Origin of the sequence: Actinomadura napierensis (assembly GCF_039529375.1) — a bacterium.
GTDB classification, from domain to species: domain Bacteria; phylum Actinomycetota; class Actinomycetes; order Streptosporangiales; family Streptosporangiaceae; genus Spirillospora; species Spirillospora napierensis.
Genome location: NZ_BAAAMR010000058.1, coordinates 1 through 22,894, shown reverse-complemented (window position 1 = coordinate 22,894; position 22,894 = coordinate 1). Strand labels below are relative to the sequence as shown.

Annotated in this window: 23 protein-coding genes; 14 read left to right on the top strand and 9 right to left on the bottom strand. The window is 73.2% G+C overall.

All coding sequences use genetic code 11. The annotated features are described in order from the left end of the window. Positions 1-44 precede the first annotated feature (44 nt). Both ABD296_RS28515 and ABD296_RS28510 read left to right on the top strand, forming a co-directional pair. A complete protein-coding gene (locus tag ABD296_RS28515) occupies positions 45-1,253 on the top strand; it encodes an MFS transporter (protein WP_344273711.1) in 1,209 nt (402 codons plus the stop codon). Between the two features lie 50 nt (positions 1,254-1,303). Continuing rightward, positions 1,304-2,068, top strand: coding sequence for an enoyl-CoA hydratase/isomerase family protein (locus ABD296_RS28510; protein WP_344273707.1), 765 nt, complete (start codon positions 1,304-1,306; stop codon positions 2,066-2,068). An 18-nt stretch (positions 2,069-2,086) separates the two neighbouring features. Here ABD296_RS28510 and ABD296_RS28505 read toward each other — a convergent pair whose 3' ends face one another. Further along, positions 2,087-2,905 (bottom strand): SDR family oxidoreductase, encoded by an 819-nt coding sequence (locus tag ABD296_RS28505; protein ID WP_344273704.1) that lies wholly within the window; start codon positions 2,903-2,905, stop codon positions 2,087-2,089. A gap of 17 nt (positions 2,906-2,922) precedes the next feature. Next, entirely contained in the window at positions 2,923-3,681 is a 759-nt protein-coding gene (locus tag ABD296_RS28500; RefSeq protein ID WP_344273701.1) for an SDR family NAD(P)-dependent oxidoreductase, read from the bottom strand. Positions 3,682-3,782: 101 nt separating this feature from the next. On the opposite strand from ABD296_RS28500, the gene ABD296_RS28495 reads away from it, so the two are divergent. Further along, positions 3,783-4,625 (top strand): SDR family NAD(P)-dependent oxidoreductase, encoded by an 843-nt coding sequence (locus ABD296_RS28495; protein ID WP_344273698.1) that lies wholly within the window; start codon positions 3,783-3,785, stop codon positions 4,623-4,625. Continuing rightward, complete coding sequence (locus ABD296_RS28490; protein WP_344273696.1) at positions 4,622-5,113, top strand: nitroreductase family deazaflavin-dependent oxidoreductase; 492 nt, start codon at positions 4,622-4,624, stop codon at positions 5,111-5,113. Before ABD296_RS28495 ends, ABD296_RS28490 begins: the two co-directional genes overlap by 4 nt. A 33-nt stretch (positions 5,114-5,146) precedes the next feature. On the opposite strand, the gene ABD296_RS28485 is transcribed toward ABD296_RS28490, so the two are convergent. From ABD296_RS28485 to ABD296_RS28475, 3 genes are read right to left on the bottom strand one after another with little or no spacing between them, the layout of a single operon-like run. Beyond that, a complete protein-coding gene (locus ABD296_RS28485) occupies positions 5,147-6,181 on the bottom strand; it encodes a phosphotransferase family protein (RefSeq protein ID WP_344273693.1) in 1,035 nt (344 codons plus the stop codon). 4 nt (positions 6,182-6,185) lie between these two features. Then, positions 6,186-7,274 (bottom strand): TIGR03857 family LLM class F420-dependent oxidoreductase, encoded by a 1,089-nt coding sequence (locus tag ABD296_RS28480; protein ID WP_344273690.1) that lies wholly within the window; start codon positions 7,272-7,274, stop codon positions 6,186-6,188. 1 nt (position 7,275) lies between these two features. Beyond that, on the bottom strand, positions 7,276-8,466 hold the full coding sequence (locus tag ABD296_RS28475; protein ID WP_344273686.1) for a cytochrome P450: 1,191 nt from the start codon (positions 8,464-8,466) through the stop codon (positions 7,276-7,278). Positions 8,467-8,624: 158 nt separating this feature from the next. Here ABD296_RS28475 and ABD296_RS28470 point away from each other — a divergent pair, with 158 nt between their 5' ends. The 4 genes from ABD296_RS28470 (at position 8,625) to ABD296_RS28455 (ending at position 13,145) form a co-directional block, all read left to right on the top strand. Beyond that, the gene (locus ABD296_RS28470; protein ID WP_344273683.1) at positions 8,625-10,352 is read left to right on the top strand and encodes a class I adenylate-forming enzyme family protein; all 1,728 of its coding nucleotides are present in this window, start codon (positions 8,625-8,627) and stop codon (positions 10,350-10,352) included. A 199-nt stretch (positions 10,353-10,551) separates the two neighbouring features. Beyond that, positions 10,552-11,262 carry a GntR family transcriptional regulator gene (locus tag ABD296_RS28465; protein WP_344273680.1) on the top strand — a complete coding sequence of 237 codons (711 nt, stop codon included), beginning with the start codon at positions 10,552-10,554 and terminating at the stop codon, positions 11,260-11,262. Between the two features lie 79 nt (positions 11,263-11,341). Continuing rightward, entirely contained in the window at positions 11,342-12,019 is a 678-nt protein-coding gene (locus ABD296_RS28460; protein ID WP_344273677.1) for a PaaI family thioesterase, read from the top strand. 121 nt (positions 12,020-12,140) lie between these two features. Beyond that, the gene (locus tag ABD296_RS28455) at positions 12,141-13,145 is read left to right on the top strand and encodes an iron-containing redox enzyme family protein (RefSeq protein ID WP_344273674.1); all 1,005 of its coding nucleotides are present in this window, start codon (positions 12,141-12,143) and stop codon (positions 13,143-13,145) included. A gap of 21 nt (positions 13,146-13,166) precedes the next feature. On the opposite strand, the gene ABD296_RS28450 is transcribed toward ABD296_RS28455, so the two are convergent. Both ABD296_RS28450 and ABD296_RS28445 read right to left on the bottom strand, forming a co-directional pair. Further along, positions 13,167-13,451 carry a CDGSH iron-sulfur domain-containing protein gene (locus tag ABD296_RS28450; protein WP_344273671.1) on the bottom strand — a complete coding sequence of 95 codons (285 nt, stop codon included), beginning with the start codon at positions 13,449-13,451 and terminating at the stop codon, positions 13,167-13,169. Positions 13,452-13,488: 37 nt separating this feature from the next. Further along, complete coding sequence (locus ABD296_RS28445) at positions 13,489-14,181, bottom strand: HemK2/MTQ2 family protein methyltransferase (protein WP_344273668.1); 693 nt, start codon at positions 14,179-14,181, stop codon at positions 13,489-13,491. A 257-nt stretch (positions 14,182-14,438) separates the two neighbouring features. Here ABD296_RS28445 and ABD296_RS28440 point away from each other — a divergent pair, with 257 nt between their 5' ends. The 4 genes from ABD296_RS28440 to ABD296_RS28425 all read left to right on the top strand — a co-directional run bounded on the left by ABD296_RS28440 (position 14,439) and on the right by ABD296_RS28425 (position 18,002). Beyond that, entirely contained in the window at positions 14,439-15,644 is a 1,206-nt protein-coding gene (locus ABD296_RS28440) for a hypothetical protein (RefSeq protein ID WP_344273666.1), read from the top strand. A 26-nt stretch (positions 15,645-15,670) separates the two neighbouring features. Next, entirely contained in the window at positions 15,671-16,243 is a 573-nt protein-coding gene (locus tag ABD296_RS28435; protein ID WP_344273664.1) for a hemerythrin domain-containing protein, read from the top strand. Positions 16,244-16,323: 80 nt separating this feature from the next. After that, positions 16,324-16,779, top strand: a complete 456-nt coding sequence (locus tag ABD296_RS28430; protein WP_344273661.1) for a hypothetical protein — start codon at positions 16,324-16,326, stop codon at positions 16,777-16,779. Next, positions 16,776-18,002, top strand: a complete 1,227-nt coding sequence (locus ABD296_RS28425) for an alcohol dehydrogenase catalytic domain-containing protein (RefSeq protein ID WP_344273657.1) — start codon at positions 16,776-16,778, stop codon at positions 18,000-18,002. Before ABD296_RS28430 ends, ABD296_RS28425 begins: the two co-directional genes overlap by 4 nt. Before the next feature lie 39 nt (positions 18,003-18,041). Here ABD296_RS28425 and ctaD read toward each other — a convergent pair whose 3' ends face one another. Further along, a complete protein-coding gene (gene ctaD, locus ABD296_RS28420; protein WP_344273654.1) occupies positions 18,042-19,730 on the bottom strand; it encodes an aa3-type cytochrome oxidase subunit I in 1,689 nt (562 codons plus the stop codon). Positions 19,731-19,953: 223 nt separating this feature from the next. Between ctaD and ABD296_RS28415 the strand changes: the two genes are divergently transcribed. Then, on the top strand, positions 19,954-20,814 hold the full coding sequence (locus tag ABD296_RS28415; RefSeq protein WP_344273651.1) for an LLM class F420-dependent oxidoreductase: 861 nt from the start codon (positions 19,954-19,956) through the stop codon (positions 20,812-20,814). A 47-nt stretch (positions 20,815-20,861) separates the two neighbouring features. Further along, positions 20,862-21,989, top strand: coding sequence for an NAD(P)/FAD-dependent oxidoreductase (locus ABD296_RS28410; RefSeq protein WP_344273648.1), 1,128 nt, complete (start codon positions 20,862-20,864; stop codon positions 21,987-21,989). A gap of 15 nt (positions 21,990-22,004) precedes the next feature. On the opposite strand, the gene ABD296_RS28405 is transcribed toward ABD296_RS28410, so the two are convergent. After that, positions 22,005-22,894 (bottom strand): dihydrolipoamide acetyltransferase family protein (locus ABD296_RS28405; RefSeq protein WP_344273645.1); only part of this gene is annotated, 890 nt, incomplete at its 5' end.

Here is a 22,894-nt window from a genome sequence, read left to right as displayed (position 1 = left end):
AATGGAGCTTATCGGCGATCCGCCCGATCCCTAGCGTGATCGGTATGACGACGACGTACCGCACCGAAGCCCCCGCGATCCCTCTTCCCGCCGCGAGACCGCCGCTGGTGACCCGTCCGCTGCTGCTGCGGTTCGTCTCCATGCTCGGCTCGTCGATCAGCTTCTATCTGCTGCTGTCGGTCGTGCCGCTCTACGCGCAGGGGACGGGCGGAGGCGGCGGCGCGGCGGGCCTGGCGACCGGCGCGCTGATGTTCGCCACCGTGTGCGGCGAACTCGGCACCCCGCGGCTGGTGAGCCGGTACGGATACCGCGTCGCGCTGGGCGGCGGGCTGGTGCTGCTCGGCGCGCCCGCCCTCGTGCTGACCGCGTCGTCGGACATGGCGTGGGTCGTGCTGGTCTGCCTGCTGCGCGGCCTCGGGTTCGCGGTGACGGTGGTCGCCGGCGGCGCCCTCACCGCCGCGCTCATCCCGGACGAGCGGCGCGGCGAGGGCCTGGCGCTCGTCGGCATCGTCGCGGGCGCCCCCGCGCTGGGCGCGCTGCCGCTCGGCGTCTGGTCCGCGCAGCACTTCGGGTACACGCCGGTCGCCGTCGTCGCGGGCCTCGCCGCCCTCGTCGCGGTGGCCTCGGTGCCGGGCCTGCCGGACGGCGAGCGCGGCGCCGGGCGGGCCGTCGGCGTCCTGGCCGGTCTGCGGACGCCGGCGCTGTCGCGTCCCGCCCTCGTCTTCGGCGCGTCCGCGCTGGTGGCCGGGATCATCGTGACGTTCCTGCCGCTGGCGGTCGCGTCCGCGTCCACCGGCGTCGTCGCGATCGCGCTCTTCCTGCAGCCGCTGGCCTCGACCATCGCCCGCGTGGTGGCGGGCCGGCACGGCGACCGGCACGGGCAGGCCGGCCTGGTACCGCCCGGCCTGGTGCTGTCGGCGGCCGGCGTCCTGCTCACCGCGCTCACCCATGACGACCTCGCCGTGATCGCCGGGGTGACGGTGTTCGGCGTCGGGTTCGGGCTGCTGCAGAACGCCACGCTCGCCCTCATGTACGCCCGGGTGCCGCGCTCGTCCTACGGCACGGTCAGCGCACTGTGGAACTTCGCCTACGACGCCGGGATGGGCATCGGCGCCCTCGGCTTCGGGCTCGTCGCCGCGCAGACGGGCTACCCGTGGGCGTTCGCCCTCACCGCGGCGCTGCTGATGGCGGCGCTCCCCGTCGCCCTGCGCGACCTGCGCACCTCCCGCCGGGCCGCGTGCCCGTCCGAATGAGGAATATTGTATTAAGTATCTCAAACGGAGATCCTGAGGAGGACCGGGCGATGACGGAGACGCTGCGGATCGAGGACGACGGCGCGGTGCGGACGCTGGTCTTCGCCCGCCCCCACGCGGCCAACGCCTTCGACGAGGAGCTGTACCACGCGACCGCGCGGGCGCTGCGGGACGCCGCGTCCGACGACGGCGTCTCGGTCGTCCTGCTGACGGGGGAGGGCCGCACCTTCACCGCCGGGACCGACATCAAGGAGATGGCCGACATCGCCCGCGACCACGCCGCCGGGCGCTCGGACCAGGACATGGGCAGCGGGTTCGTCGCGCTCGTGGACGCGCTCACCGCGTTCACCAAGCCGCTCATGGCGGCGGTGAACGGCTCGGGCGTCGGGCTGGGGATCACCATGCTGGGCCACTGCGACGTGGTGCTCATCGCCGAGCACGCGCGGCTGATGGCGCCGTTCGCGACGATGGGCGTCGTGCCCGAGGCCGCCGGGAGCTACCTGCTGCCCGCGCGCATGGGCCACCAGCCGGCCGCGCTCGCGCTGTTCACCGGCGGCTGGGTCACCGCCGAGGAGGCCGTGCGCTGCGGCCTGGCGCTGCGCGCGTGCCCGGCGGAGACGCTGCTGGAGACGTCGCGCGGGATCGCCCGGGAGATCGCGTCCAAACCGCTGGCGTCGCTGGTGGCGACCAAGGAACTGCTGGTCGCCTCCCGGAGGGACGAGGTCCGGCGCGCCCGCGAGCGCGAGGACGCCGCGTTCGCGCGGCTGCTGGGCGACGCGGGCGCGGGCGACCGCATCGCCGCCCAGCTCGGCTGAGCCGCCGGGCGCGTCCGATCACTCCTCGGCGGGCAGGCCGCGCAGCGCCGCGTCGCCGAACAGCGGCTCGAACACCGAGGAGTAGTCGGGCCCCCGGCGCAGGTGGTGGCCGCCGTCCACGTTGATGATCTGCCCGGTGATCCACGAGGAGTCCGGGCCCGCCAGGAACCCGACGGCGGCGGCGATGTCCTCCGGCTCGCCGACCCGCGCGATCGGCATGCAGGACAGGTAGTCCTCCAGCACGGGGCCGGTGTCGGCGATGCCCGCCACCAGCTCCGTGCGGGTCAGCCCCGGCCGGACCCCGTTCACCCGGATGCCCGCGCCGCCCAGCTCGTCGGCCGCCAGCTGGACGAGATGGTCCACGGCCGCCTTCGACACCCCGTACGCGCCGAACCAGCGGTGCGTGTTGGACGAGGCGATCGAGGAGATCGCGACGATCGATCCGCCGCCCGCGCCCGCCATCACGCGCGCCGCGTGCCGGATCGTCAGCATGGTGCCGGTGGCGTTCAGCTCCATCGTCGCGCGCCAGGCGTCGAGGTCGAGCTGCGCGATCGGCCCGATCGAGCTGGATCCGCCGGCGCAGGCCACGACCGCCCGCAGCGGCCCGCGCAGCGCCGCCGCCCGCACGGCCTCCTCGACCTGCGCGTCGTCGGTGACGTCCGCGACGACGTACTCGATGCCGTTGCCGGCCTTGGCGGCGGCCTCGCGCAGCCGGTCCTCGGTGCGCCCGCAGATGGTGACGGCGGCGCCCTGCTCCGCCAGCCGGACGGCGCACGCGAGCCCGATGCCGCTGCCGCCGCCGGTCACCAGCGCCGTCGTCCCGTCGAGGTTTCCCATGTCGTCTCCTTGGGGGATCAGCGGTCGACGGCGGTGGTGCCGCCGTCCACCGTCAGGTGCGTGCCGGTGATGAACGAGGCCTCGTCGCTCATGAGGAAACGGACCGCCGCGGCGACCTCCTCGGGACGGCCGAGCCGCCCGACCGGGGCCTTGGCCTCGAACAGGGGCCGCATCTCCGCCGGAACGTCCCTGCTGAGCAGCGGGGTGTCGATGTACCCGGGGCAGACGGCGTTGACGCGGACGCCGTCGCCGGCGAGCAGGTGCGCGAGCGACCGCGTCAGGCCGAGCAGCCCCGCCTTCGACGCGCAGTAGGACGGGATGAACAGGCTCCCGAGGAACGCCTCGATCGAGGAGATCCCGACGATCGCCGAGCCCTCCTGCGCGCGCAGGTCGTCCAGCAGCGCCTGGGACAGCAGCGCGTGCGCCCGCAGGTTGACGTGCTGGACGGCGTCCCAGCGGGCCTCGTCGAGGTCGCCGACCGCGGCGGGCCCGGAAATCCCCGCGGCGTGCACCAGGCCGCCGATCGGGCCGAGCGCGGCGCGGCTGCGCTCGATCGCGTCCGGGAACGCGGCCGCGCCGGTCACGTCGATGACGACGGGGAGGGCCGCCGTCCCGGTGTCCGCGGTGATCGCTTCGGCGACGCCGGCGGGGTCGGTGCGGTCCCACAGGGCGACCGGGCGGCCGACCTCGGCGAGGGCGCGGGCGCAGGCGGCGCCGATGCCCGAGGCCGCGCCGGTCACGACGACGGCGGTGGTGGGGGAGGCGGGCACCGCCATGGGCAGCTCCGAATACTTGATACTTGATGCAAGTCGGGTTTGAGATTAGCGTGCTTCCGATCCCGCCGACAGTGGCCGGCGGGCCGACCCCGGAGGGTGCGGTGCGTGAACTGCGCGGGAGGGCGGCGGCCGTCACCGGCGCCGGAAGCGGCATCGGGCGCGCGCTCGCCGGCCGGCTGGCGCGCGAGGGCGTGCACCTGGCACTCGCGGACATCGACGCCGAGGCCCTCGCGGAGACCGAGCGCGCCCTCGGCCCCGGCACCACGGTCGTCACGCAGGTCACCGACGTCGGCGACGAGGAGTCCGTGCGGGCGTTCGCCGACCGCGCGTTCGCCGCGCTCGGCGAGGTGCGCCTGCTGTTCAACAACGCGGGCGTCTACATGGGCGGACGCACGTGGACGCGTCCCGCCGCCGACTTCGAATGGACGCTGCGGGTCAACCTCTGGGGCATCCTGCACGGCGTCCGCGCGTTCGTCCCCCGCATGATCGAGCAGGGCGGCGAGGGCCACATCGTCAACACCTGCTCGGTCGCCGGCCTGTTCGTCGGCCCCGGCGCCGCGCCCTACACGGTCTCCAAGTGGGCGGCGTTCGCCGCGACCCTCAGCCTCGCCCAGGAACTGGCGCTGGAGAACTCGCCGCTGCGCGTCTCCGCCCTGTGCCCCGGTGGTGTTCAGACGCGCATCCACGAATCCGAACGGGGCCGTCCGGCCGGCCTGGCGACCGAGCCGGGCGAGGACTCCGCGTTCATGGGCGAGATGATCGCGCAGACCGTCGCGGACGGCATACCCGTGGACAAGGTGGTCGAGGACGTGCTGAGCGCCGTCCGCGAGGAGCGCTTCCTCGTCCTCACCCATCCCGAGTACGAACCGGGCCTCGCCGAGCAGGCGGACGCGCTCGCCACCGGGCGCCTGCCGGGCATGCCCGACTTCGAATGGAAGGGATGACGATGTCGCCGACGAGCAGCGCCGCGCCCAAGGGCATGGACTCGCCGATCGTGCCGAAGATCCTCAAGGTCATGTCACGCCTCAACATCGCGGCCTACCGGGCGACCGGCGGCCGTGTCGGCGGGACGTGGCGGGTGGGCAGCGCCTTCCGCAAGGGCGTCCCGATCTGCCTGCTCACCACCAAGGGACGCAAGACCGGGAAGCCGCGCACCCAGCCGCTGCTGTTCATGCCGGACGGCGACCGCGTCATCATCGTCGCGTCCCAGGGCGGCCTGCCCAAGGATCCCCTCTGGTACCTGAACCTGTGCGCCGACCCGCGGGTGACCGTCCAGGTGCGGCGGGACGCCCGCCGCATGCTCGCCCGCACCGCCACACCCGAAGAACGCGCCGCGCTCTGGCCCCGCCTCGTCGCCGTCTACGCCGACTTCGACAAGTACCAGTCCTGGACGGAGCGCGAGATCCCGGTCGTGATCTGCGAGCCCGCCTGACCACGGAGGCGGCGCTCATACGAGCCCGGACGCTCATACGAGCCCGAGCGTGCCGAGGTCGCGGATCGCGGCGCAGGAACGCGCCGTCATGGTCAGGAACATCCGGTCGCCGCGTTCGGTGCGCGCCCCGTACGCGCATCCAAGGACGGTGATCAGCGGCCCTTGGAGGGCGGCGAACCGGTAGTCGTCGAAGCACTCGTCCAGGTCGTAGCCGTCCACCCCGTAGCCGGTCAGCGCCGCGTGGTAGGCACCGACCAGCGAACGCTCGTGCGTGGCCCGGTCGCCGGGTTCCAGGCCGGTGCCGAGGAAGAAGGCCAGGTCGCGCAGCGGGTGCCCGAGGCTGAGCGTCTGCCAGTCCACCGCCGTCACGCCGCGCTCGGGAGCGGGCGGGAAGATGAGGTTGTCCAGCCGGTAGTCGCCGTGGACGAGGCCGAAGCGCTCGGGACGGCCCGTCACCCACGCGGCGATCGCCTCGGCGGTCTCGCGGAGCGTCCGGACGTCCCGGTCGTCGAGTTCCCCGGCGAACCTCTCGGTGAACGTCTCGACGGCCGGCGCGAAGACCTCGCTCAGCGTGGCCGCGTCGTCCTCGCCCACCGCGCTCAGCCACGGCAGGTCCAGCAGTGTCGGGTCGCACCAGCGCGGGCCGTGCAGCCCCGCCAGGTTCGTGACCGCGTCGGCGGCCTGCTGCGGGGTGCAGCCGGCGATCTGGTCGCCCTGCGTCGCCGGATGCAGGTCCTCCAGCAGCAGGACGAACGTGGTGTTGTCCTCCGACAGGGCGCTGTAGTGGCAGCGAGGCGTCCGCACCGCCACCGTCGGGGCAATGTCCTGGTAGAAGGACACCTCGGCGCGGTACGCGGGCCCGAGGAACGCGCGGGACGCCTCATCCTCGGCGGCCAGCTTCGCGACCAGGCGGCGCGGCACGCCTTCGGCGCCCTCCAGCCGGAGGCGGTAGCACGCGCCGATCTGCCCCGAGCCGACCTTCTCCCACTGCACGCCGGTCACCGGCGCCTGGAAGATCTCGCTGAGCGCGTCCGGAGTGAGCCCGGACGGGCCGTCGATGACGGTCACGGGCTCAGCTCCGCCCGGGGTTGCGCTGGGCGCCGCGGGCGAGCCCCGCGGGCCTGACCTCCCGGTAGGCGGCCACGACGGGCTCGACCTCGGCCGGCGTGACGCCGTGCAGGATCACCCCGTCTGCGCCCGCGTCGAACTGGTCGAGGACGCGCCGCGCGCAGGCCGCCGCGCTTCCGGTCGCGGACGCGGCCAGCCATTCGTCCGGGATGAGCGTCGCGACGTGCTCGAGCTGCTCGGCCGTGCCGATCGCGTCGAACGCGCCGGGGAAGCCGGTGACGAGGTCGTCCGCGCGGAAGCGGGCGAGCGGCGCCGGGTCCCATCCGTTGACGCGGACCAGCAGGTCGCCGTACCCCTGCAGATAGGTGGCGAACCGGCCGACGAGCTTGCGCAGCCGCTGCTCCTCGTCCAGGTGGTCGCCGACCGTGGCGAGGACCGACCAGACCCGGACGCCCGCCGGGTCCCGTCCGGCCTTCTCGGCGCCCCGCCGCACCGCCCGCACCGAACGGCTCAGCGTCTCGTCGGTGAAGAAGGTGTGCAGGACGACGCCGTCCGCCACCGACCCGGCGAACTCCAGCGTCTTCTCGCCCATCACGGTCAGCAGGATCGGGATGTCCTCGTCGAACGAGGCGTCCTGGTTCAGGTAGGGGAAGTCGCCGGCGGGCCCGTGGTGGTCGATGACCGCCTCGCCGCGCCACAGCCGCCGCATGATGCCGATGAAGTCCTCCAGCTGCGCGGACGTGACGCGCGGCAGGCCCATCACGTCGAACAGCAGGTCGAACCCGCGGCCGAGGCCGAGCGCGAAGCGCCCTCCGGTGAGCCGGTGCATCGTCGCCGCGAACGTCGCGGTGACGAGCGGGTGGCGCGTGTTGTGGTTGGTGGCGGCGGTGGCGATGCCGAGGCGCTCGCTCACCGCGCCCGCCGCGCCCGACAGGGTGGCGGCGTCCTTGGTGGCGAAGCGCTCGGACAGGAACACCGAGCCGAGGCCGAGGCGCTCGCCGTCGCGCACCTGGCCGACCAGGTCGCGGGGCGAGGACGCGTGCCCGGCCAGCCCGTAGAAGCCCAGTTCCGGCAGGTCGTCCGCGGCCGCCACGTCAGGCGCCCAGCCGGGCGGACGGGGTGAACCGCACCTTGAACGACTCGTAGCCCGAGACGAAGTTGGCGGACCGGTGGGCCGGCTCGGCGTCGTCGATCGGCTCGATGTCGGGCAGCCGGGCCATCAGCCGCTCGAACATCACCTTGAGCTCCAGCCGGGCGAGGCTGTTGCCGAGGCAGAAGTGCGGGCCGTTGCCGAACGCGATGTGGTCGTTGGGGGCGCGCTCCACGTCGAACCGGAACGGGTCCTCGAACACCTCCTCGTCCCGGTTGGCGGACGGGTAGAGCAGCAGCACCTTGTCGCCCTCGCGTATCGTGCGCCCACGCAGCTCGACGTCGCGGGTCGCGGTCCGGTTCATGTTCTTGATGGGGGAGACCCAGCGCAGCATCTCCTCGACCGCCGTCGGGATCTTCCCGGGATCGTCGATCAGCTTCCGCCGCTGGTCCGGGTGCAGGCACAGCTGGTACATGCCGCCCGAGACGACGTGCCGGGTCGTCTCGTCGCCGCCGATGAGGATCAGCAGCGACTCCTGGAGCAGCGAGTCGAGGTCGAGGTGGTCGCCGTCGATGTCGGCGTGCACCAGGATGCTGAGCAGGTCGTCGCCCGGGTCGGAGCGGCGCCGCTCGACGGCCCGGGTCGCGTACTCGTTGAACCCGTTGAAGGCGTCCGCGGCCTTGACCATCAGCTCCACGTCGTCGCCGCCGGTCAGCGCGCACAGCATGTCGTCCGACCAGGCCAGCAGCGTCTGGCGGTCCTGCGGCGCGAAGCCGAGCGCGTCCCCGATCACGATCAGCGGCAGCTGCGCGGCGATGTCGTGGACGAAGTCGCACTCGCCGTGCTCGCACACCGCGTCGATGATCTCGTCGCAGATCCGCCGCAGGTAGGCCTCCTGCTCGGCGACCCGGCGCGGGGTGAAGCCGGCGCTGACCAGCTTGCGGCGCATCTTGTGCTCCGGGTCGTCCATGTCGATCATCATCGGCATGGCCGCGTTGTCGGGCCGGATCCCGTGCGCGCTGGAGAACGCCTCCGGGGCGCGGGACACCGCCTTGACGTCGGCGTGCTTGGAGATGCCCCACACGCCGCCGTTCCCGTCCCGGTAGACGGGGTCGTTCTCGCGGATCCAGCGCAGTTCCTCGTGGGGGTCGCGGCCCCAGAACTCGCCGCTGACCAGGTTGATCGACTCGTTCATCGTGCTCTCTCCACCAGTGCGCGGGAGGCTGGACGGGCCGGCTCGGCGCGCGGCCCGCGCCCGAGGAAATCGGATGAGACTGCCGTCTCATAATTTCGTAGACTTGATGTTATATACAAGGGGTGAGCCGATCCCCGCGGCCCGACGGGAAGTGATCCATGCCCACCCCCCTCACTCTGGCGTGGCACGGCGACGAGCTGCTCGACGACGGCATGCGCGAGCTGCTGTGCGGTCCCGGCGCGATGTTCGAGCGCCGCGTCGAGGACGTGCTCGGCGTGCCGGCGGAGGTGTTCGCGCAGCGCGCGCCGCACGTTCCCGCCCTGCTCGCCGGCGCCGCCGAGCACACCCCCGACCTCACCTACCTCGCCTTCGCCGACCCCTCTGCCCACGCCGTCACGTTCGCCGAGGCGCATCGGCTCGCCGTCGCGTACGCCCGCGTCCTGTCCGCCCGGTACGGCATCGCGAAGGGCGACCGCGTGGCGGTGTCCGCGCCGAACGGGCTGGAGCACGTCCTGCTGTGGTGGGGGACACTCTCCCTCGGCGCGGTCATGGTCGGGCTGAACGGCTGGTGGACGCCGGGCGAGCTCGACCACGGCATCGGCCTGACCGGGCCGTCGGTGCTGTTCGGCTCGGGGAAGCCGCTGGTGCGCCTGGCGGAGACCCGCGCCGCCGCCGACGGCGTCCCGGTCGTCTCGCTGGACGAGCTGCACGCCGCCGCCGCCGCGCAGGCGGAGGAGCCCGCCACCTCGCCCGGCGCCGTAATCGACGAGGACGATCCCGCGGCGATCATGTTCACCAGCGGGACGACCGGACGCCCGAAGGGCGCGACGATGTCGCACCGCAACTTCGTCCACTTCGGGCTGTTCGGCGGGCTCGGCGGCGCCGTCGACACGCTCACCGGCCCGCCGGGCCGGCGGCAGGTCCCGGACGGCGCGCAGCGCGCCTCGGTCTTCGCCAACCCGCTCTTCCACATCTCGGGCGCCTGCTTCGCGCTCGCGAACGCGCCGCTGTACGGCATCAAGCTCGTGCTGCCGCCACCTGGGCGCTGGGACGAGGAGGCCGCGCTGAGGCTGACCCACGACCACGGGCTGACGCAGTGGACCGGCGTCCCCACCCACTTCTGGCGGATGCTGACCCACCCGAGGTTCGCCGAGTACGACACCTCGCGGGTCACCACGATCGGCAGCGGCGGCGCCACCTTCGCGCCGGAACTGCTGCGGCTGTTCGAGGAGAAGATGCCCGGCGTCGGCATCACCAACGGCTATGGGATGACCGAGACGACCGGGACCGGCACCTTCCTCAACGGCCGCGAGATGGAGGGCCATCCCGCCTCGGTCGGCGCCGCCGCGCCCACCGTCCGGGTGCAGGTCCGCGACGAGGACGGGAATCCGCTGCCCGAGGGGGAGGTCGGACGCGTCCACATCAACGGCGCGGGCGTGTTCCTCGGCTACTGGGGCGACGAGAAGGCGACGGCCGAGGCGCTCACACCGGACCGCTGGTACCGGTCGAGCGACTTCGGCCGGATCGTCGACGGCGTCCTGTACCTGGAGAGCCGGATGCGCGACCTCATCATCCGGGGCGGCGAGAACGTCTACCCGATCGAGATCGAGTACCGGCTCGTGGAGCATCCGGACATCGCCGACGCCTGCGTCATCGGCGTCCCGCACACCGTCCTGGGCCAGGAGGTCAAGGCGGTCGTGGTGCCCCGCGACGGCGCGCGCCCCACCGCGCAGGCGGTACGGGACTGGGTGGCCGCGGGGCTCGCGCCCTTCAAGGTGCCCGCGCACGTCGAGTTCCGCGACGCGCTGCCCTACAACGAGACCGGCAAGGTGATCAAGCGGCTCCTGGAGGAGGCGCCGGCCGCCGGGCGCGACCATGCGATGTGATATCGGCTACAATATATTCTTTGTGCGCCGCGCGCGGAGGTGCGCCGCCCCGGCGGACGTGCCGGACCCGCGGCCGCCGGACACGGGGAGTGCGCGCTGCTAGCTTTGCGTTGCGTGCCGGGCGGCGTCGGGCCGCCCGCCGAGCCTGGGGGTGAGACCGATCCCGCGGAGCCAGGAACCCGAGCTGCGGGGCGCCGGCATGACGGACGCGGCCGACGCGCTGCCGGGGCAGAGCCTGTCCCGGCTGACCAGCGGCGAGCAGGTCCGGCTCTACCTGCGCCGGCTGATCTTCGACGGCGTGCTGCGGCAGGGGCAGCGGGTCCCGCAGGACGCGGTGGCCCGCGCGCTCGGGGTGTCGCGGATCCCCGTCCGCGAGGCGCTGATCGCGCTGGAGCGGGAGGGCTGGATCACGATCATCGCCCACCGCGGGGCGTTCGTGAACGCGCTCGACGAGTCGTCGGTCCGTGACCACTACGAGCTGTACGGGCTGTTCTACGGCTTCGGGGCCCGGCGGGCGGTGGAGCGGCAGGGCGCGGAGCTGGGCGCGCGGCTGGCGGTGCTGCAGAAGGAGATCGCCGCGGCCGGCGATCCGGAGGCGCTGCAAGAACTGACGGCGCGCTTCCACGGCCTCGTCGTGGAGGCCGCGCAGTCGCCGCGGCTGCGCAACATGCTGAAGCAGATGACCGGCATCATCCCCGGCAACGTCTTCGAGCTGGTGCCCGGCGTGCAGGCCGTGGAGAAGCGCGGCACCGCCGCGATCGTCCGCGCCATGAAGAAGGCCGACGCGCAGGCCGCGGAGCGGGAGTACGTCACGATGCTGCGCAACCAGGGCGACCTGTGCGTCAAGCTGTTCCGCGGCCGGGGCATGTTCGAGCAGCCGGACGCGGAGGCGGCGCCCGCCTCGCCGTAAGAACGTCCCGGCGCCTCCCGCCGGGAGGCCGAGCCGTGGCGGGCGCGGCCCGGCCGCCGGCCCGGCGGCATGAGCAACGATGGTTGAGGTGCATGTGACGAACACGTCCGAATCCCCGCATCCCGCGCTGGTGGGCCGCGAAGAGGAGTCCGCGGCGCTCATGGACGCCATCCGGCGCCTCATCGCGGTCGCCACGGCGACGACGGCGCCCGCGGACGCGACGCTGGCGGCGGCGCGCGAGCTGGAGTCCGTCGCGGACGCCTTGGAGCGGCACGTCCCCGACCCGCCGCTGCCCAAGACCATGTTGCACATCGAGGACGGCGCCCGCGCCGACCTCGCCGGGCGCATGGCCTACGACGTCGTCATCGGCCGGCACAACCCGATGGCGCTCCCGCTGGAGGTGGCGTTCGAGCCGCCGAAGGCGCTGCTGCGCGGCACGTTCACCCGCCCGTACGAGGGGCCGCCCGGCTGCGTCCACGGCGCGGTGCTCGCGGGCGCGTTCGACATCGTGTGCGCGGCGGCGAACTTTATCGCCGGGGTCGCGGGCCCGACGGCCCGGCTGGAGATCGTCTACCGCCGCCCGACCCTGCTCGGGGAGCCGTGCGTGTTCGAGGGCGAGGTCGAGGCGCGCGAGGGCAGGCGGGTGCGGACGGTCGGGCGGCTCCTGCAGCGCGGCCGGGTGACGGTCGAGGCGACGGGCGACTTCGTCCACCTGGACCGGGAGGACATCGCGCGCATGGCCGCCCAGATGGAGTGACGCCGGGCCGCGCGGCCCGCCGAGCCGGCGCCCCCCGTCCGCCGAGCCGGCGCTTGGACGGCGATCCGCCGGGTAGGACAAGTGCCCTGAAAGCCTGGTTAAAGGGGGCATTGTGACTCTGGTGGGAAGCGTTGTTCGCGAGACGGCGCCGCCGCTTCCGGCGCCCCGTGGGGCGTTGTCGGAAGCGGTGACGGCGGTGCTGCCGCGTTCACCCGGAAGCGGCGTCCGCGTGGCGCCGGACGCCGTGTCCGGCGCCGATCCGTTCGGGGAGGACCTGCAACTCGCGCTTTACTCCTGCTACGAGCTGCACTATCGCGGGTTCGAGGGCGTCGACGCCGAGTGGGAGTGGGACCCGGACCTGCTGCGCCTTCGCGGCGAGATGGAACGCGCCTTCCTGCACGCGCTCCGGGACGGGACCGCCCCGGGCGACGATGTGACCGGCGTCCTGGACGAACTGCTGGTGGAGCCCGTCGACGGGCAGGGCGTCTCCCACTACCTACGCGACCACGGCGAGTGGTGGCAGATGCGCGAGTACCTGGCGCACCGTTCGATCTACCACCTCAAGGAGGCCGATCCGCACGCCTGGGTGATCCCGCGGCTGCGCGGCCACGCCAAGGCGGCCCTGGTCGCGGTGGAGTTCGACGAGTTCGGCGGCGGACGCGGCGACCGCGTCCACGCCCGGCTGTTCGCGGACCTGCTGGAGGACGTCGACCTCGACCCCTCGTACGGCGCCTACCTGGACCGCGTGCCCGCCGAGATGCTGGCGACCGTGAACATGATGTCGCTGTTCGGGCTGCACCGCGGCCTGCGCGGGGCAATGGTCGGGCATTTCGCCGCCGCCGAGATCACCACCGCGCCCAGCGCCCGGCGGCTGGCCGGCGCCCTGGAGCGGCTGGAGGCGGGCCCGGCCGCGCTGCTCTTTTACACCGAGCACATCGAGGCCGACGCCGTGCACGAGCAGGTGCTGCGGCACGAGGTCATCGGCGACCTCCTGCAAGGCGAGCCCGAGCTGGCCGCGGACGTGGTCTTCGGAGTGCGGGCCACCGAGCTGCTGGAGGACCGGTTCGGAACGTTCGTCCTGGAACGCTGGCGGTCGGGCCGGCCGTCCCTCGACGGCCGTCTCTAGCGCGCGGCCCCTAGGAGGCGGCTAGGAGGCGGCGCCCTCCGGCCCGTCCGGGCGCGGTTTCGCGCCCGGACGCCGCCGGGAGCGGTGGCTCGTGTCGCAGAACGGATAGCGGTGGCTCCGTCGGCAGGCGCACAGCGCGACCTGGAAGCGATCGCACGTCACCGTGGTGCCGTCGTCCAGGACGACCTCGACCGGGCCCTCGACCAGCATCGGGCCGCCGGGCACCATCCGCACCCGCCGCGCCTCCCGCTCGTCGGGGCGGGAGGCGCGGCGGGTGCGCGGCGTGCCGGCGGGATCGGGCGTCATCGGTGGTCACCGGCCTTCCCTGCTCTTCCGCGGTGTCTCACGCGACCTGGGTGACGTCGTCGGGGCGCTCGTCCGCGCTCGCGAGGTCGGCGCGGATCACCACCAGCTCCTCATGGCGCTGCCCGGCCCGCACCAGCCCGCGCGATTCCAGTTCGGCGGCCCGGCCGAGCATCACCGGCCCGAAGGGCTCCTGGCGGCGGGCCACGACCGACGCCCGCATCCCCGCTCGTTCGAGCAGGTCGAAGGTGGCCGCGACCCCGTTGAGCGCGGAGTGCAGCACCAGCAGGGTCCCGCCCGGGGCCAGGTGGTCCGGGGCCTCGGTGCAGATCCGGTTCAGCAGGGCCCGGCCGTCCGGCCCGGCCTCCCACGCGCGGGCCGAGCCGCGCGCCGACGCCGGGTCCGTCGTCCCGCACACGTACGGCGGGTTGGCGATGACCAGGTCGAACCGCTCGCCCGCGACGGGCCCGAACAGGTCGCCCCGCACCGCGCGTACCGGCAGGCCGCGCAACCGGGCGTTGAGCCGCGCGGTGAGCACGGCGCGCGCCGACACGTCCACCGCGACGACGCGCGAGGCGCCGCGGCGCGCGGCGGCCATCGCCACCGCGCCGGTCCCGGTGCCGAGTTCCAGGACGCGGGCGCCGCGCGTCACGGGAAGGCGGCGCAGCACGTCGGCCAGCAACCGGGTGTCCCCCTGTGGCCGGTACACGCCCGGCGGCCTCAACAGCAACATGCTGCTTCCTATGCCGCAGGAGACTTGTCGGAAACATGGCAAAAGGCCCGCTTTGCTGGTCAGTGGGCTTGCGCCGGCGCTGCCGCCGAGCGCTGCCTGAGACCTCGACATGGCCGTTGACCAGGCAAGATGCGGCGGGCGGCGGAGCGGGGGAAGGCGGCGAGAGGTTTTCCCGGGCCGGCAGGGGGCAGGTGCGCGCCAACGCCGCCCCGGAAGTCCGCACACCACCGGCCACGGATGAGGAAGGTTCGTCCCCAATGGCGTTCAACCCGCTCGAACACCGCGGAATCCCGCTGGACGACCAGCTGCGCAACTGGGCGCAGTTGGACGTCGCCCCCGTCGATCCCGACGAGTCCGATCCCTACACCAAGTGCCGCATCATCACGATGAACGGCATCGAGGTGGAGGCGATCATGTTCAGCCACCACTTCGCCCGGGTCTGCCCGGACCTGGAGGTCAAGCGGCAGCTGGCCCAGGTCCGCTACATCGAGCACCAGCAGCAGAAGACGGTCAACTGGCTGCTGCCCGGCCAGGCGTCGGTGCTGGAGACCACGATCAGCTACGAGCAGGTCGCCACCGACCTGACCGGCTGGGTCGCCCGCCAGGAACCCGACCCCTATCTCAGGCAGGCCTACGAGTTCGGGCTGCTGGAGGACTTCGACCACCTGTACCGGTACGCCAACCTGTACGAGATCATCGAGCACCGCAAGGCCGAGAAGATCATCGACGGGCTGACCGAGGTCATGCCGGGACGCCCCGGCCACCTGCAGCACCGCGACCCGTTCGACAACGTCCGCGAGCCCTACGACAGGGCCGCCGCGGCGCCGCTGTCCAAGCTGCACGCGCTGACGATCATGTCGGCCGAGCAGCAGACGATGAACTTCTACATGAACGTCGGCCCCATGTACATGGAGCCGATCGCCCGGCAGCTCTACCAGGAGATCGGGCTGGTGGAGGAGGAGCACGTCACCCACTACGAGTCCCTGGTCGACCCGGGCGAGACGTGGTGGGAGCGGCTCGTCAACCACGAGTACAACGAGTGCTACCTGTACTACTCCTTCATGCAGACCGAGACGGACCCGCGCATCAAGGGCATCTGGGAACTGCACCTGAACATGGAGCTGGAGCACCTGCGGATCGCCTGCGACCTGATGCGCCGGCACGACGGCCGCGACCCCGAGAGCGTCGTGGCGCCCGCGCTGCCCGAGCCGGTCACCTTCGAGCCGAACAAGCAACTCGTCCGGGAGCTGCTCGCCACGCAGATCGACTGCACCACCCTGGGCACCGGCTACGTCCAGGAGGCGCACGAGCGGTTCGAGCGGATGCAGGACCGGATCAACGCCGAGCGGCCCCCGCAGGAGCAGGTCATCGACGACCACCGCGCCAAGTTCGGCGACGAGTACCGGCTCGAGACCGAAGGCCCCCACCCCGTCGAGCGGCTGCGCGACAAGCCCGCCCGGTGACGACCCGACCGAAGGAGAGGACGGCAGTGAGCGCCACAACGACGCCGGTGGAGTCCACCGGCGATGTCATCGATCTGCTGCGGGCGCAGCACGGGCGGATCCGCGACCTGTTCGACCTGGTCATGCACTCGGACGGGCGGGAGCGCAAGGAGGCCTTCCAGGCGCTCGTGCGGCTGCTGGCGGTGCACGAGACGGCCGAGGAGGAGATCGTCCATCCGGCCGCCCGGCGGCTGCCCGGCGGCGACGGGATCGTCGACGACCGGCTGAGCGAGGAGCGCGAGGCCAAGGAGCTGCTGTCGGAGCTGGACGGCATGGACACCGACGACCCGCGGTTCCTGAAGTCGCTCGACAAGCTCCGCATGGACGTGCTCACCCACGCCCGCGCCGAGGAGCGCTACGAGTTCGACCGGCTCCGCGACCAGTTCAGCCCGACGCAGCTCAAGGGGTTCGCCGCCGCCGTCCGCGCAGCGGAGGCGACCGCGCCCACCCATCCGCACCCGGGGGTGGAGTCGGCGTCCAAGAACCTGCTCGCCGGCCCCATGGTCGCGGTGGTGGACCGCGTCCGGGACATGATCCGCGACGCCCGCGGCAAGGACTGACGCGCCCGGCGCCCGGGACCGGCTCGCGGTCGGCTCCGGGCACCGCAGGCCCGGGCGCCACGTGTGCTTTGGAGGGATGGATGAAGCGCGCCATCGTGGTGGTGATGGTCACGGCCGGCGCCGTCGCCGGCGTCGTCCGCCGCCTGCGTTCCCGCTCGGCCTCGCACGGGGCGGAGTCCGGCCGCTGGCTGGTCGCCACCGTCAACCGCCCGCCCGGGGAGTTCGACCGCGGCGGGGTCCCGGACCCGCTGGCCCGGCTCGGCGACCACGTCGAGATCCGGACCGCCGAGGCGCCCGGAGGCAAGGGCACCGAGCTGGCCGCGCGGCTGCGCGAGGCGAACGGCACCGGGACCCTGGCGCGGCTGACCGGGCGCGACCCCCGGCAGCAGGTGCGGCAGGCGCTGCGGGAGGCGAAGTCGCTGGCCGAGACCGGCGAGGTCATGCGGCCGGACGCGCCCCCGACCACCCGGCCCACGGTGGGCGGGCGGCTGATGGGCCTGGCCACCCGGCGCGCCGGCGGGGAGGGACGGCTGTGAAGGCACTGTGCTGGGAGGGCGTCGACGAGCTGGCGGTGCGCGACGTCCCCGAACCGGAGATCCGCAACGGCCAGGACGTCATCGTCAAGGTCACGGCGAGCACCACGTGCGGGTCCGACCTGCATCTGATCGGCGGCTACATCCCCGCGATGCGGGCCGGCGACGTCATCGGGCACGAGTTCCTCGGCGAGGTCGTCGAGACCGGCCCGGACGTCCGCCGCCACAAGGTCGGCGACCGCGTCGTGGTGTGCTCCTTCGTCGGCTGCGGACGCTGCTGGTACTGCGCCAACGACATGTGGTCGCTGTGCGACAACTCCAACACCAACTCCGGCATCACGCAGGCCATGTGGGGTTACGAGCCGGGCGCGGCCCGGACGTGTGCATCGAGGCGGTCGGGATGGAGGCCCACACCACCGGCCCGGAGAACGCCTACGACCGGGTCAAGCAGCGGCTGCGGGCGCAGACCGACCGGCCCGCCGCGGTGCGCGAGGCCGTCTACGCGTGCCGCAAGGGAGTTACCGGGCCACCCACGAGATGCCCCTCGACGACGCGCCCCGCGCCTACGACCTTTTCAAACACAAGAACGACGGCTGCGTCCGGGCGGTGATCCGCCCGGAGGGCTGAGCCGTCCGCGGGGAGGAGGAGAGATGGCCGACGTGTTCACGGTGCTGGGCCACGACCACACCGAGGTCAAGCGGATGCTGGACGAGCTGGAGGCCGGCCCCACCAGGGCGACCGGCGCCGGCGAGGACGCGCTCGCGGCGCGCGGCAGGAAGGTGCAGCGGCTCATCACCGAGGAGTCCAAGCACGAGGCGGTGGAGGAGGAGTACTTCTGGCCGGCCGTCCGGCGGCTGGTCCGGGGCGGGGACCGGCTGGCCGACCACGCCGTGGCGCAGGAGCAGGCCGCCAAGCAGGTGCTGGACGACCTCATCGCCGCGCAGCCCTGGCAGGATCGCTTCGAGGAGCTGCTGGCGGACTTCATCGCCGACGCCCGCGAGCACATCGCCTTCGAGGAGGAGCAGGTGTGGCCGCGCCTGCGCGAGCTCATCACCGCCGAGCGGGCGAAGGAGCTCGGCCGCAAGGTGGAGGCGGGCAAGCGGCTCGCGCCGACCCGTCCGCACCCCAACACCCCGCCCAGGCCCGCCGTCCTGAAGGCGGCGGGGCCGATGGTCGGGGTGGCGGACCGGATGCTCGACAGGGTGACCGGCCGCGACCGGGACTGAGGCGCCGCCGCCGGCCGGGTCGTCACCGGCCCTGGGCGGTCACTGCCGGCCGGGAGGCGGGGGCGTCGCGATCTCCGCCTCCTCCGGCGGCTCCAGCGGCGGGTAGCGCAGGTCGAACGCCGGACGCAGCGACCGGATCCGCGGCATCGAGGTGAAGTTGTGCCGGGGCGGCGGGCAGGACGTGGCCCATTCCAGCGAGCCGCCGTAGCCCCACGGGTCGTCCACGCCGACGGGCTCGCCGCGCCGGTGCGTCCGGTAGACGTTCCACAGGAACGCGAAGGTGGAGGCGCCCAGGATGAACGAGCCGATCGACGACACGAAGTTCAGCGTCGCGAACTGGTCGGGGTAGTCGGCGATGCGGCGCGGCATGCCTTCGGCGCCCAGCCAGTGCTGGACGAGGAAAGTGGTGTGGAAGCCGACGAACAGCGACCAGAAGTGGATCTTCCCCCAGGTCTCGTTCAGCTTCTTGCCGGTCATCTTCGGCCACCAGAAGTAGAACCCGCCGAACATCGCGAACACCACCGTGCCGAACAGCACGTAGTGCATGTGCCCCACGACGAAGAACGAGTCGGTGAGGTGGAAGTCCATGGCCGGCGACGCCAGGATCACCCCGGTGAGGCCGCCGAACAGGAACGTCACCAGGAACCCGATCGCCCACAGCATCGGGGTCTCGAGCGAGATCTCGCCCTTCCACATGGTGCCGACCCAGTTGAAGAACTTGATGCCGGTCGGCACCGCGATCATGAACGAGGTGATCGAGAAGAAGGGCAGCAGGACCTGGCCGGTGGCGAACATGTGGTGGGCCCAGACGGTCATGGACAGCCCGGTGATGCTGATGGTGGCGGCGACCATGCCGAGGTACCCGAAGAGCGGCTTGCGCGCGAACACCGGGATGATCTCGGTGACGATGCCGAAGAACGGCAGCGCCACGATGTAGACCTCGGGATGGCCGAAGAACCAGAACAGGTGCTGCCACAGCAGCGCCCCGCCGTTCGCGCCGTCGTAGACGTGGGCGCCGAGCCTGCGGTCGGCCTCCAGCGCGAACAGGGCGGAGGCCAGCACCGGGAACGCGATGATGACCATCAGGCTGGTGAGCAGCACGTTCCAGGTGAAGATCGGCATCCGGAACATCAGCATGCCGGGGGCCCGCATCGTGATGATGGTGGTGATCAGGTTGACCCCGGTCAGCGTCGTCCCGACCCCCGACACGATCAGGCCCATGACCCACAGGTCCTTGCCCTGGCCGGGCGAGAACGTCGCGGACGTCAGCGGCGAGTAGGCGAACCACCCGTAGTCGGCGGCTCCGTTCGGCATGAGGAATCCGGCCAGCAGCATCAGGGAGCCGAACGCGAACAGGTAGTAGGTCAGGGCGTTCAGCCGCGGGAAGGCCACGTCGGGCGCGCCGATCTGCAGCGGCACGATCACGTTGGCGAACCCGAGGAACGTCGGGGTCGCGAAGAGCAGCAGCATGATGGTGCCGTGCATGGTGAAGAGCTGGTTGTACTGCAGCTCGTTCATCACCTGCAGGCCGGGCCGCAGGAGCTCCGCCCGCATCAGCATGGCCATCAGCCCGGCGACCAGGAACAGCGCGAACGATGTGGACAGGTACAGGTACCCGACCATCTTGTGGTCGGTCGTCGCCACGACCTTGCCGATCCTCGCCCCGAGGCCGTGCCGCGCCAGCGACTCCTCGGCGCTGGTGTCGGCTGCCTCCTCGACCGCCGTCATCCGGGCCCCCTCCCGCTCCCCGTGCCTACCGGGGCACTAGCCGGAGAAAGCCCACGTCAAACGCTCGACGCGTCCTGATCATCGTCATGCGCCCGGTCGGGGCCGGGCGGGGGAGGGCGGTGCCGCCGCCGGCCCGGCCGGTACAGTCGCGACCAAGATCAGGACATGCCGCGCGAGCCGGGCGGCCGGCCGGGCCGCGCGCACGACCGGAGGGGAGGACGCCGTGGAGCTTTCCGGTGTCGGCGTATGGAGCCAGCATCTGCGCTACGGGGACGCCGCCGAGGCGGCCGAGGCCGCCGCGGAACTGGAGGAGCTGGGCTTCCGCGCCCTGTGGATCCCCGACATCGGGGGGCCGGTCTTCGACGCCGTCGGGAATCTCCTCGGAGCCACCCGGCAGGCCGTCGTCGCGACCGGCATCCTGAACCTGTGGATGCACGCGCCCGAGGACGCCGCCGCGTCCTTCGCCTCGCTGTCGGCCGAGCACGGCGACCGCTTCCTGATGGGCATCGGGGTGAGCCACGCTCCGCTGGTGGACGCCTCGGAGCCCGGCCGGTACCGCAGGCCGCTCGCGGCGATGGGCGCCTTCCTCGACGGCCTGGACGGGGCGGACCGGCCCGTGCCCCGGGAGAACCGGGTGCTCGCCGCGCTCGGCCCCAAGATGCTGGAGACGGCGGCGAAGCGCGCGCGGGGCGTCCACCCCTATCTCGTCCCGCCCGAGCACACCCGGCTGGCCCGCGAGGCGGTGGGGGACGGACCGCTCGTGCTCCCGGAGCAGACGGTGATCCTCTGCTCGACGCGGGACGAGGCGCGGGCGATCGGGACGGGCTGGCTGGGCTCCTATCTCGGCCTGCCGAACTACGCGGGCAACCTGCTGCGCCTCGGCTTCACGCAGGAGGACGTCGACTCGGTGAGCGACCGGCTGTTCGACGCGCTGATCGCCTGGGGCGACGAGGAGGCGATCAAGCGGCGGGTGGACGAGCACCGCGCCGCCGGCGCCGACCACGTCTGCGTGCAGGTGCTCACAGCCGACCAGAACGCCTTCCCCCGGGAGGAGTGGCGCCGCCTCGGCCCCGCGCTGCGGTAGGCCGGCCGCTCTTGGTGCGGGGCCGGTCGCCTGTCAGGCTGGTGAGCATGCGGATACTCGTCGTCGGCGCCGGGATCATCGGTGCCGCGCTGGCCGACCGGCTCGCCCGCCCGGTGGACGGCGGGCGGCCCGGCGCGGGCGACACGGTGACGGTCGTCGAGGAGCGGTGGCCCGGCGCCGGGACGTCCGGCACCAGCTACGCCTGGCTCAACGCCAACGACCCGGCCGACCCGGTCTACCACCGCTTCCGGACGGCGGCGCTGCGCGCCTGGCGGGACCTGGCCGCCGGGTTCGGTGACCCGTCCTGGTACCGGCAGGCGGGCAACCTCGTGTGGGCGACGGCGGACGAGGCGAAGGCCCGGCTGTCCGCCCGGGTCGACGGCCTGGCCGGCCTCGGGTACGCCGCCCATCTGATCGACCGGGAGGAGTCGCGCGCGCTGGAGCCGGCCCTGAGCGCACCGCGCGACGCGCTGTTCGCGCACTTCCCGGATGAGGGCCACGTGCACGGCGGCCCTGCCGCGCAGGCCCTTGCCCTGCGCGCGCAGCAGTCCGGTGCCGACATCGTCACCGGGCACCGCGCGGTGCGGCTCAACCTGCGCGGCGACCGCGTGACCGGGGTGCGGCTGGACGACGGCCGCGACCTGGACGCCGACCTCACGATCTGCGCCGCGGGCCGGCACGCCCCCGCGCTGCTGGCCACCGCCGGGATCACGCTGCCGCTGGTCGACCCGGCCGCGCCCGGCTCGGCCGCGCCGTGCCTCGTCGCCACCACGACCCCGGCGCCGGGCGCCCTCAACGGTGTCGTCCACGCCCCCGAGCTGTCGGCCCGGCCGGCGGAGAACGAGGCGCTGGTCCTGGAGTGCGACGACATCGACGCCGGCGTCGACGAGTCGGTCCCGGCGGAGCAGATCCGGGCCGCCGGCGACGAGCTCCTCGCCCGCGCCCGGACGCTTCTCCCTGCCCTGACCGCGCGGGTCGCCGAGGTGCGGCGGTGCGTCCGACCGCTGCCCGCCGACGGGTACCCGCTGGTCGGCCCGCAGCGCCCCGGCCTCTACACCGCCGTCACCCACAGTGGCATCACCCTCGGCCCCCGCCTGGCCGAGCTGGTCGACCAGGAGATCCACGGCCGCCCCGCCGAGGCGCTCGCGCCCTACCGGCCCGGCCGCCACGGCTAGCCGCGGCCCCTTCCCTCACGTGTGCGCGATCAGGACGGCGGGGTCCTCCACGCAGTCGGCCACGTAGCGCAGGAATCCGCCGGCGGTGCCGCCGTCGCAGACCCGGTGGTCGAAGGTGAGGGACAGCTGGGCGATCTTGCGCGGGACGACGGCGCCGCCGTGCACCCAGGGCCGGTCGATGACGCGTCCGACACCGAGGAGCGCGGCTTCGGGGTGGTTGATGATGGGGGTGGAGCCGTCGACGCCGAAGACGCCGTAGTTGTTGAAGGTGAAGGTGCCGCCGGTCAGCGATTCGGGCGGCAGCTTCCCGGCCCGCGCCAGCCCGGTGAGCCGGGCGAGTTCCGCGGCGAGCCCCTCGGTCGTCAGCGACTGCGCGTCCCGGACGACCGGCACGACGAGACCGCGGTCGGTCTGCGCCGCGAACCCGAGGTTGACGCGCCCGTGCCGGACGATCTCGCCGCGCTCGGTGTCGACCGAGGAGTTCAGCTCGGGGAACCGTTGCAGGCCGGACACGCAGATGCGGGCCAGCAGCGCGAGCAGCCCGATGCCGAGGTCGGGGCGGCTCTCGCGCAGCGCGTCCTTCGTCTCGATGAGGCCGGTGGCGTCGACGTCCACCCACGTCGTGGCGTCGGGGATCTCGCGGCGGCTGCGGGCCATCTTGTCGGCGACGGCCCGGCGCAGCCCGCGCAGCGGGACGCGTTCGTCCGCCGGCCCGGGCGGCGGCGCGGCGGCCGGTTCGCCGCGGGTCCCGGCGGCGATGGCCTGCTCGACGTCGCGGCGGAGGACGACGCCGCGCGGCCCGGTGGGGGTGACGGCGGCGACGTCGATCCCGTGCTCGGCGGCGATCCTGCGGACGAGCGGCGAGATCACCCGAGGTGCCTGCGCGGGGGGCGCCGGAACCGGGC

Coding starts and splice junctions, on each gene's coding strand:
- ABD296_RS28515 (WP_344273711.1), top strand. CDS start 45: ATGACGACGACGTACCGCACCGAAGCCCCCGCGATCCCTCTTCCCGCC.
- ABD296_RS28510 (WP_344273707.1), top strand. CDS start 1,304: ATGACGGAGACGCTGCGGATCGAGGACGACGGCGCGGTGCGGACGCTG.
- ABD296_RS28505 (WP_344273704.1), bottom strand. CDS start 2,905: ATGGGAAACCTCGACGGGACGACGGCGCTGGTGACCGGCGGCGGCAGC.
- ABD296_RS28500 (WP_344273701.1), bottom strand. CDS start 3,681: ATGGCGGTGCCCGCCTCCCCCACCACCGCCGTCGTCGTGACCGGCGCG.
- ABD296_RS28490 (WP_344273696.1), top strand. CDS start 4,622: ATGACGATGTCGCCGACGAGCAGCGCCGCGCCCAAGGGCATGGACTCG.
- ABD296_RS28475 (WP_344273686.1), bottom strand. CDS start 8,466: ATGAACGAGTCGATCAACCTGGTCAGCGGCGAGTTCTGGGGCCGCGAC.
- ABD296_RS28470 (WP_344273683.1), top strand. CDS start 8,625: ATGCCCACCCCCCTCACTCTGGCGTGGCACGGCGACGAGCTGCTCGAC.
- ABD296_RS28465 (WP_344273680.1), top strand. CDS start 10,552: ATGACGGACGCGGCCGACGCGCTGCCGGGGCAGAGCCTGTCCCGGCTG.
- ABD296_RS28460 (WP_344273677.1), top strand. CDS start 11,342: ATGGTTGAGGTGCATGTGACGAACACGTCCGAATCCCCGCATCCCGCG.
- ABD296_RS28450 (WP_344273671.1), bottom strand. CDS start 13,451: ATGACGCCCGATCCCGCCGGCACGCCGCGCACCCGCCGCGCCTCCCGC.
- ABD296_RS28445 (WP_344273668.1), bottom strand. CDS start 14,181: ATGTTGCTGTTGAGGCCGCCGGGCGTGTACCGGCCACAGGGGGACACC.
- ABD296_RS28440 (WP_344273666.1), top strand. CDS start 14,439: ATGGCGTTCAACCCGCTCGAACACCGCGGAATCCCGCTGGACGACCAG.
- ABD296_RS28430 (WP_344273661.1), top strand. CDS start 16,324: ATGAAGCGCGCCATCGTGGTGGTGATGGTCACGGCCGGCGCCGTCGCC.
- ctaD (WP_344273654.1), bottom strand. CDS start 19,730: ATGACGGCGGTCGAGGAGGCAGCCGACACCAGCGCCGAGGAGTCGCTG.
- ABD296_RS28410 (WP_344273648.1), top strand. CDS start 20,862: ATGCGGATACTCGTCGTCGGCGCCGGGATCATCGGTGCCGCGCTGGCC.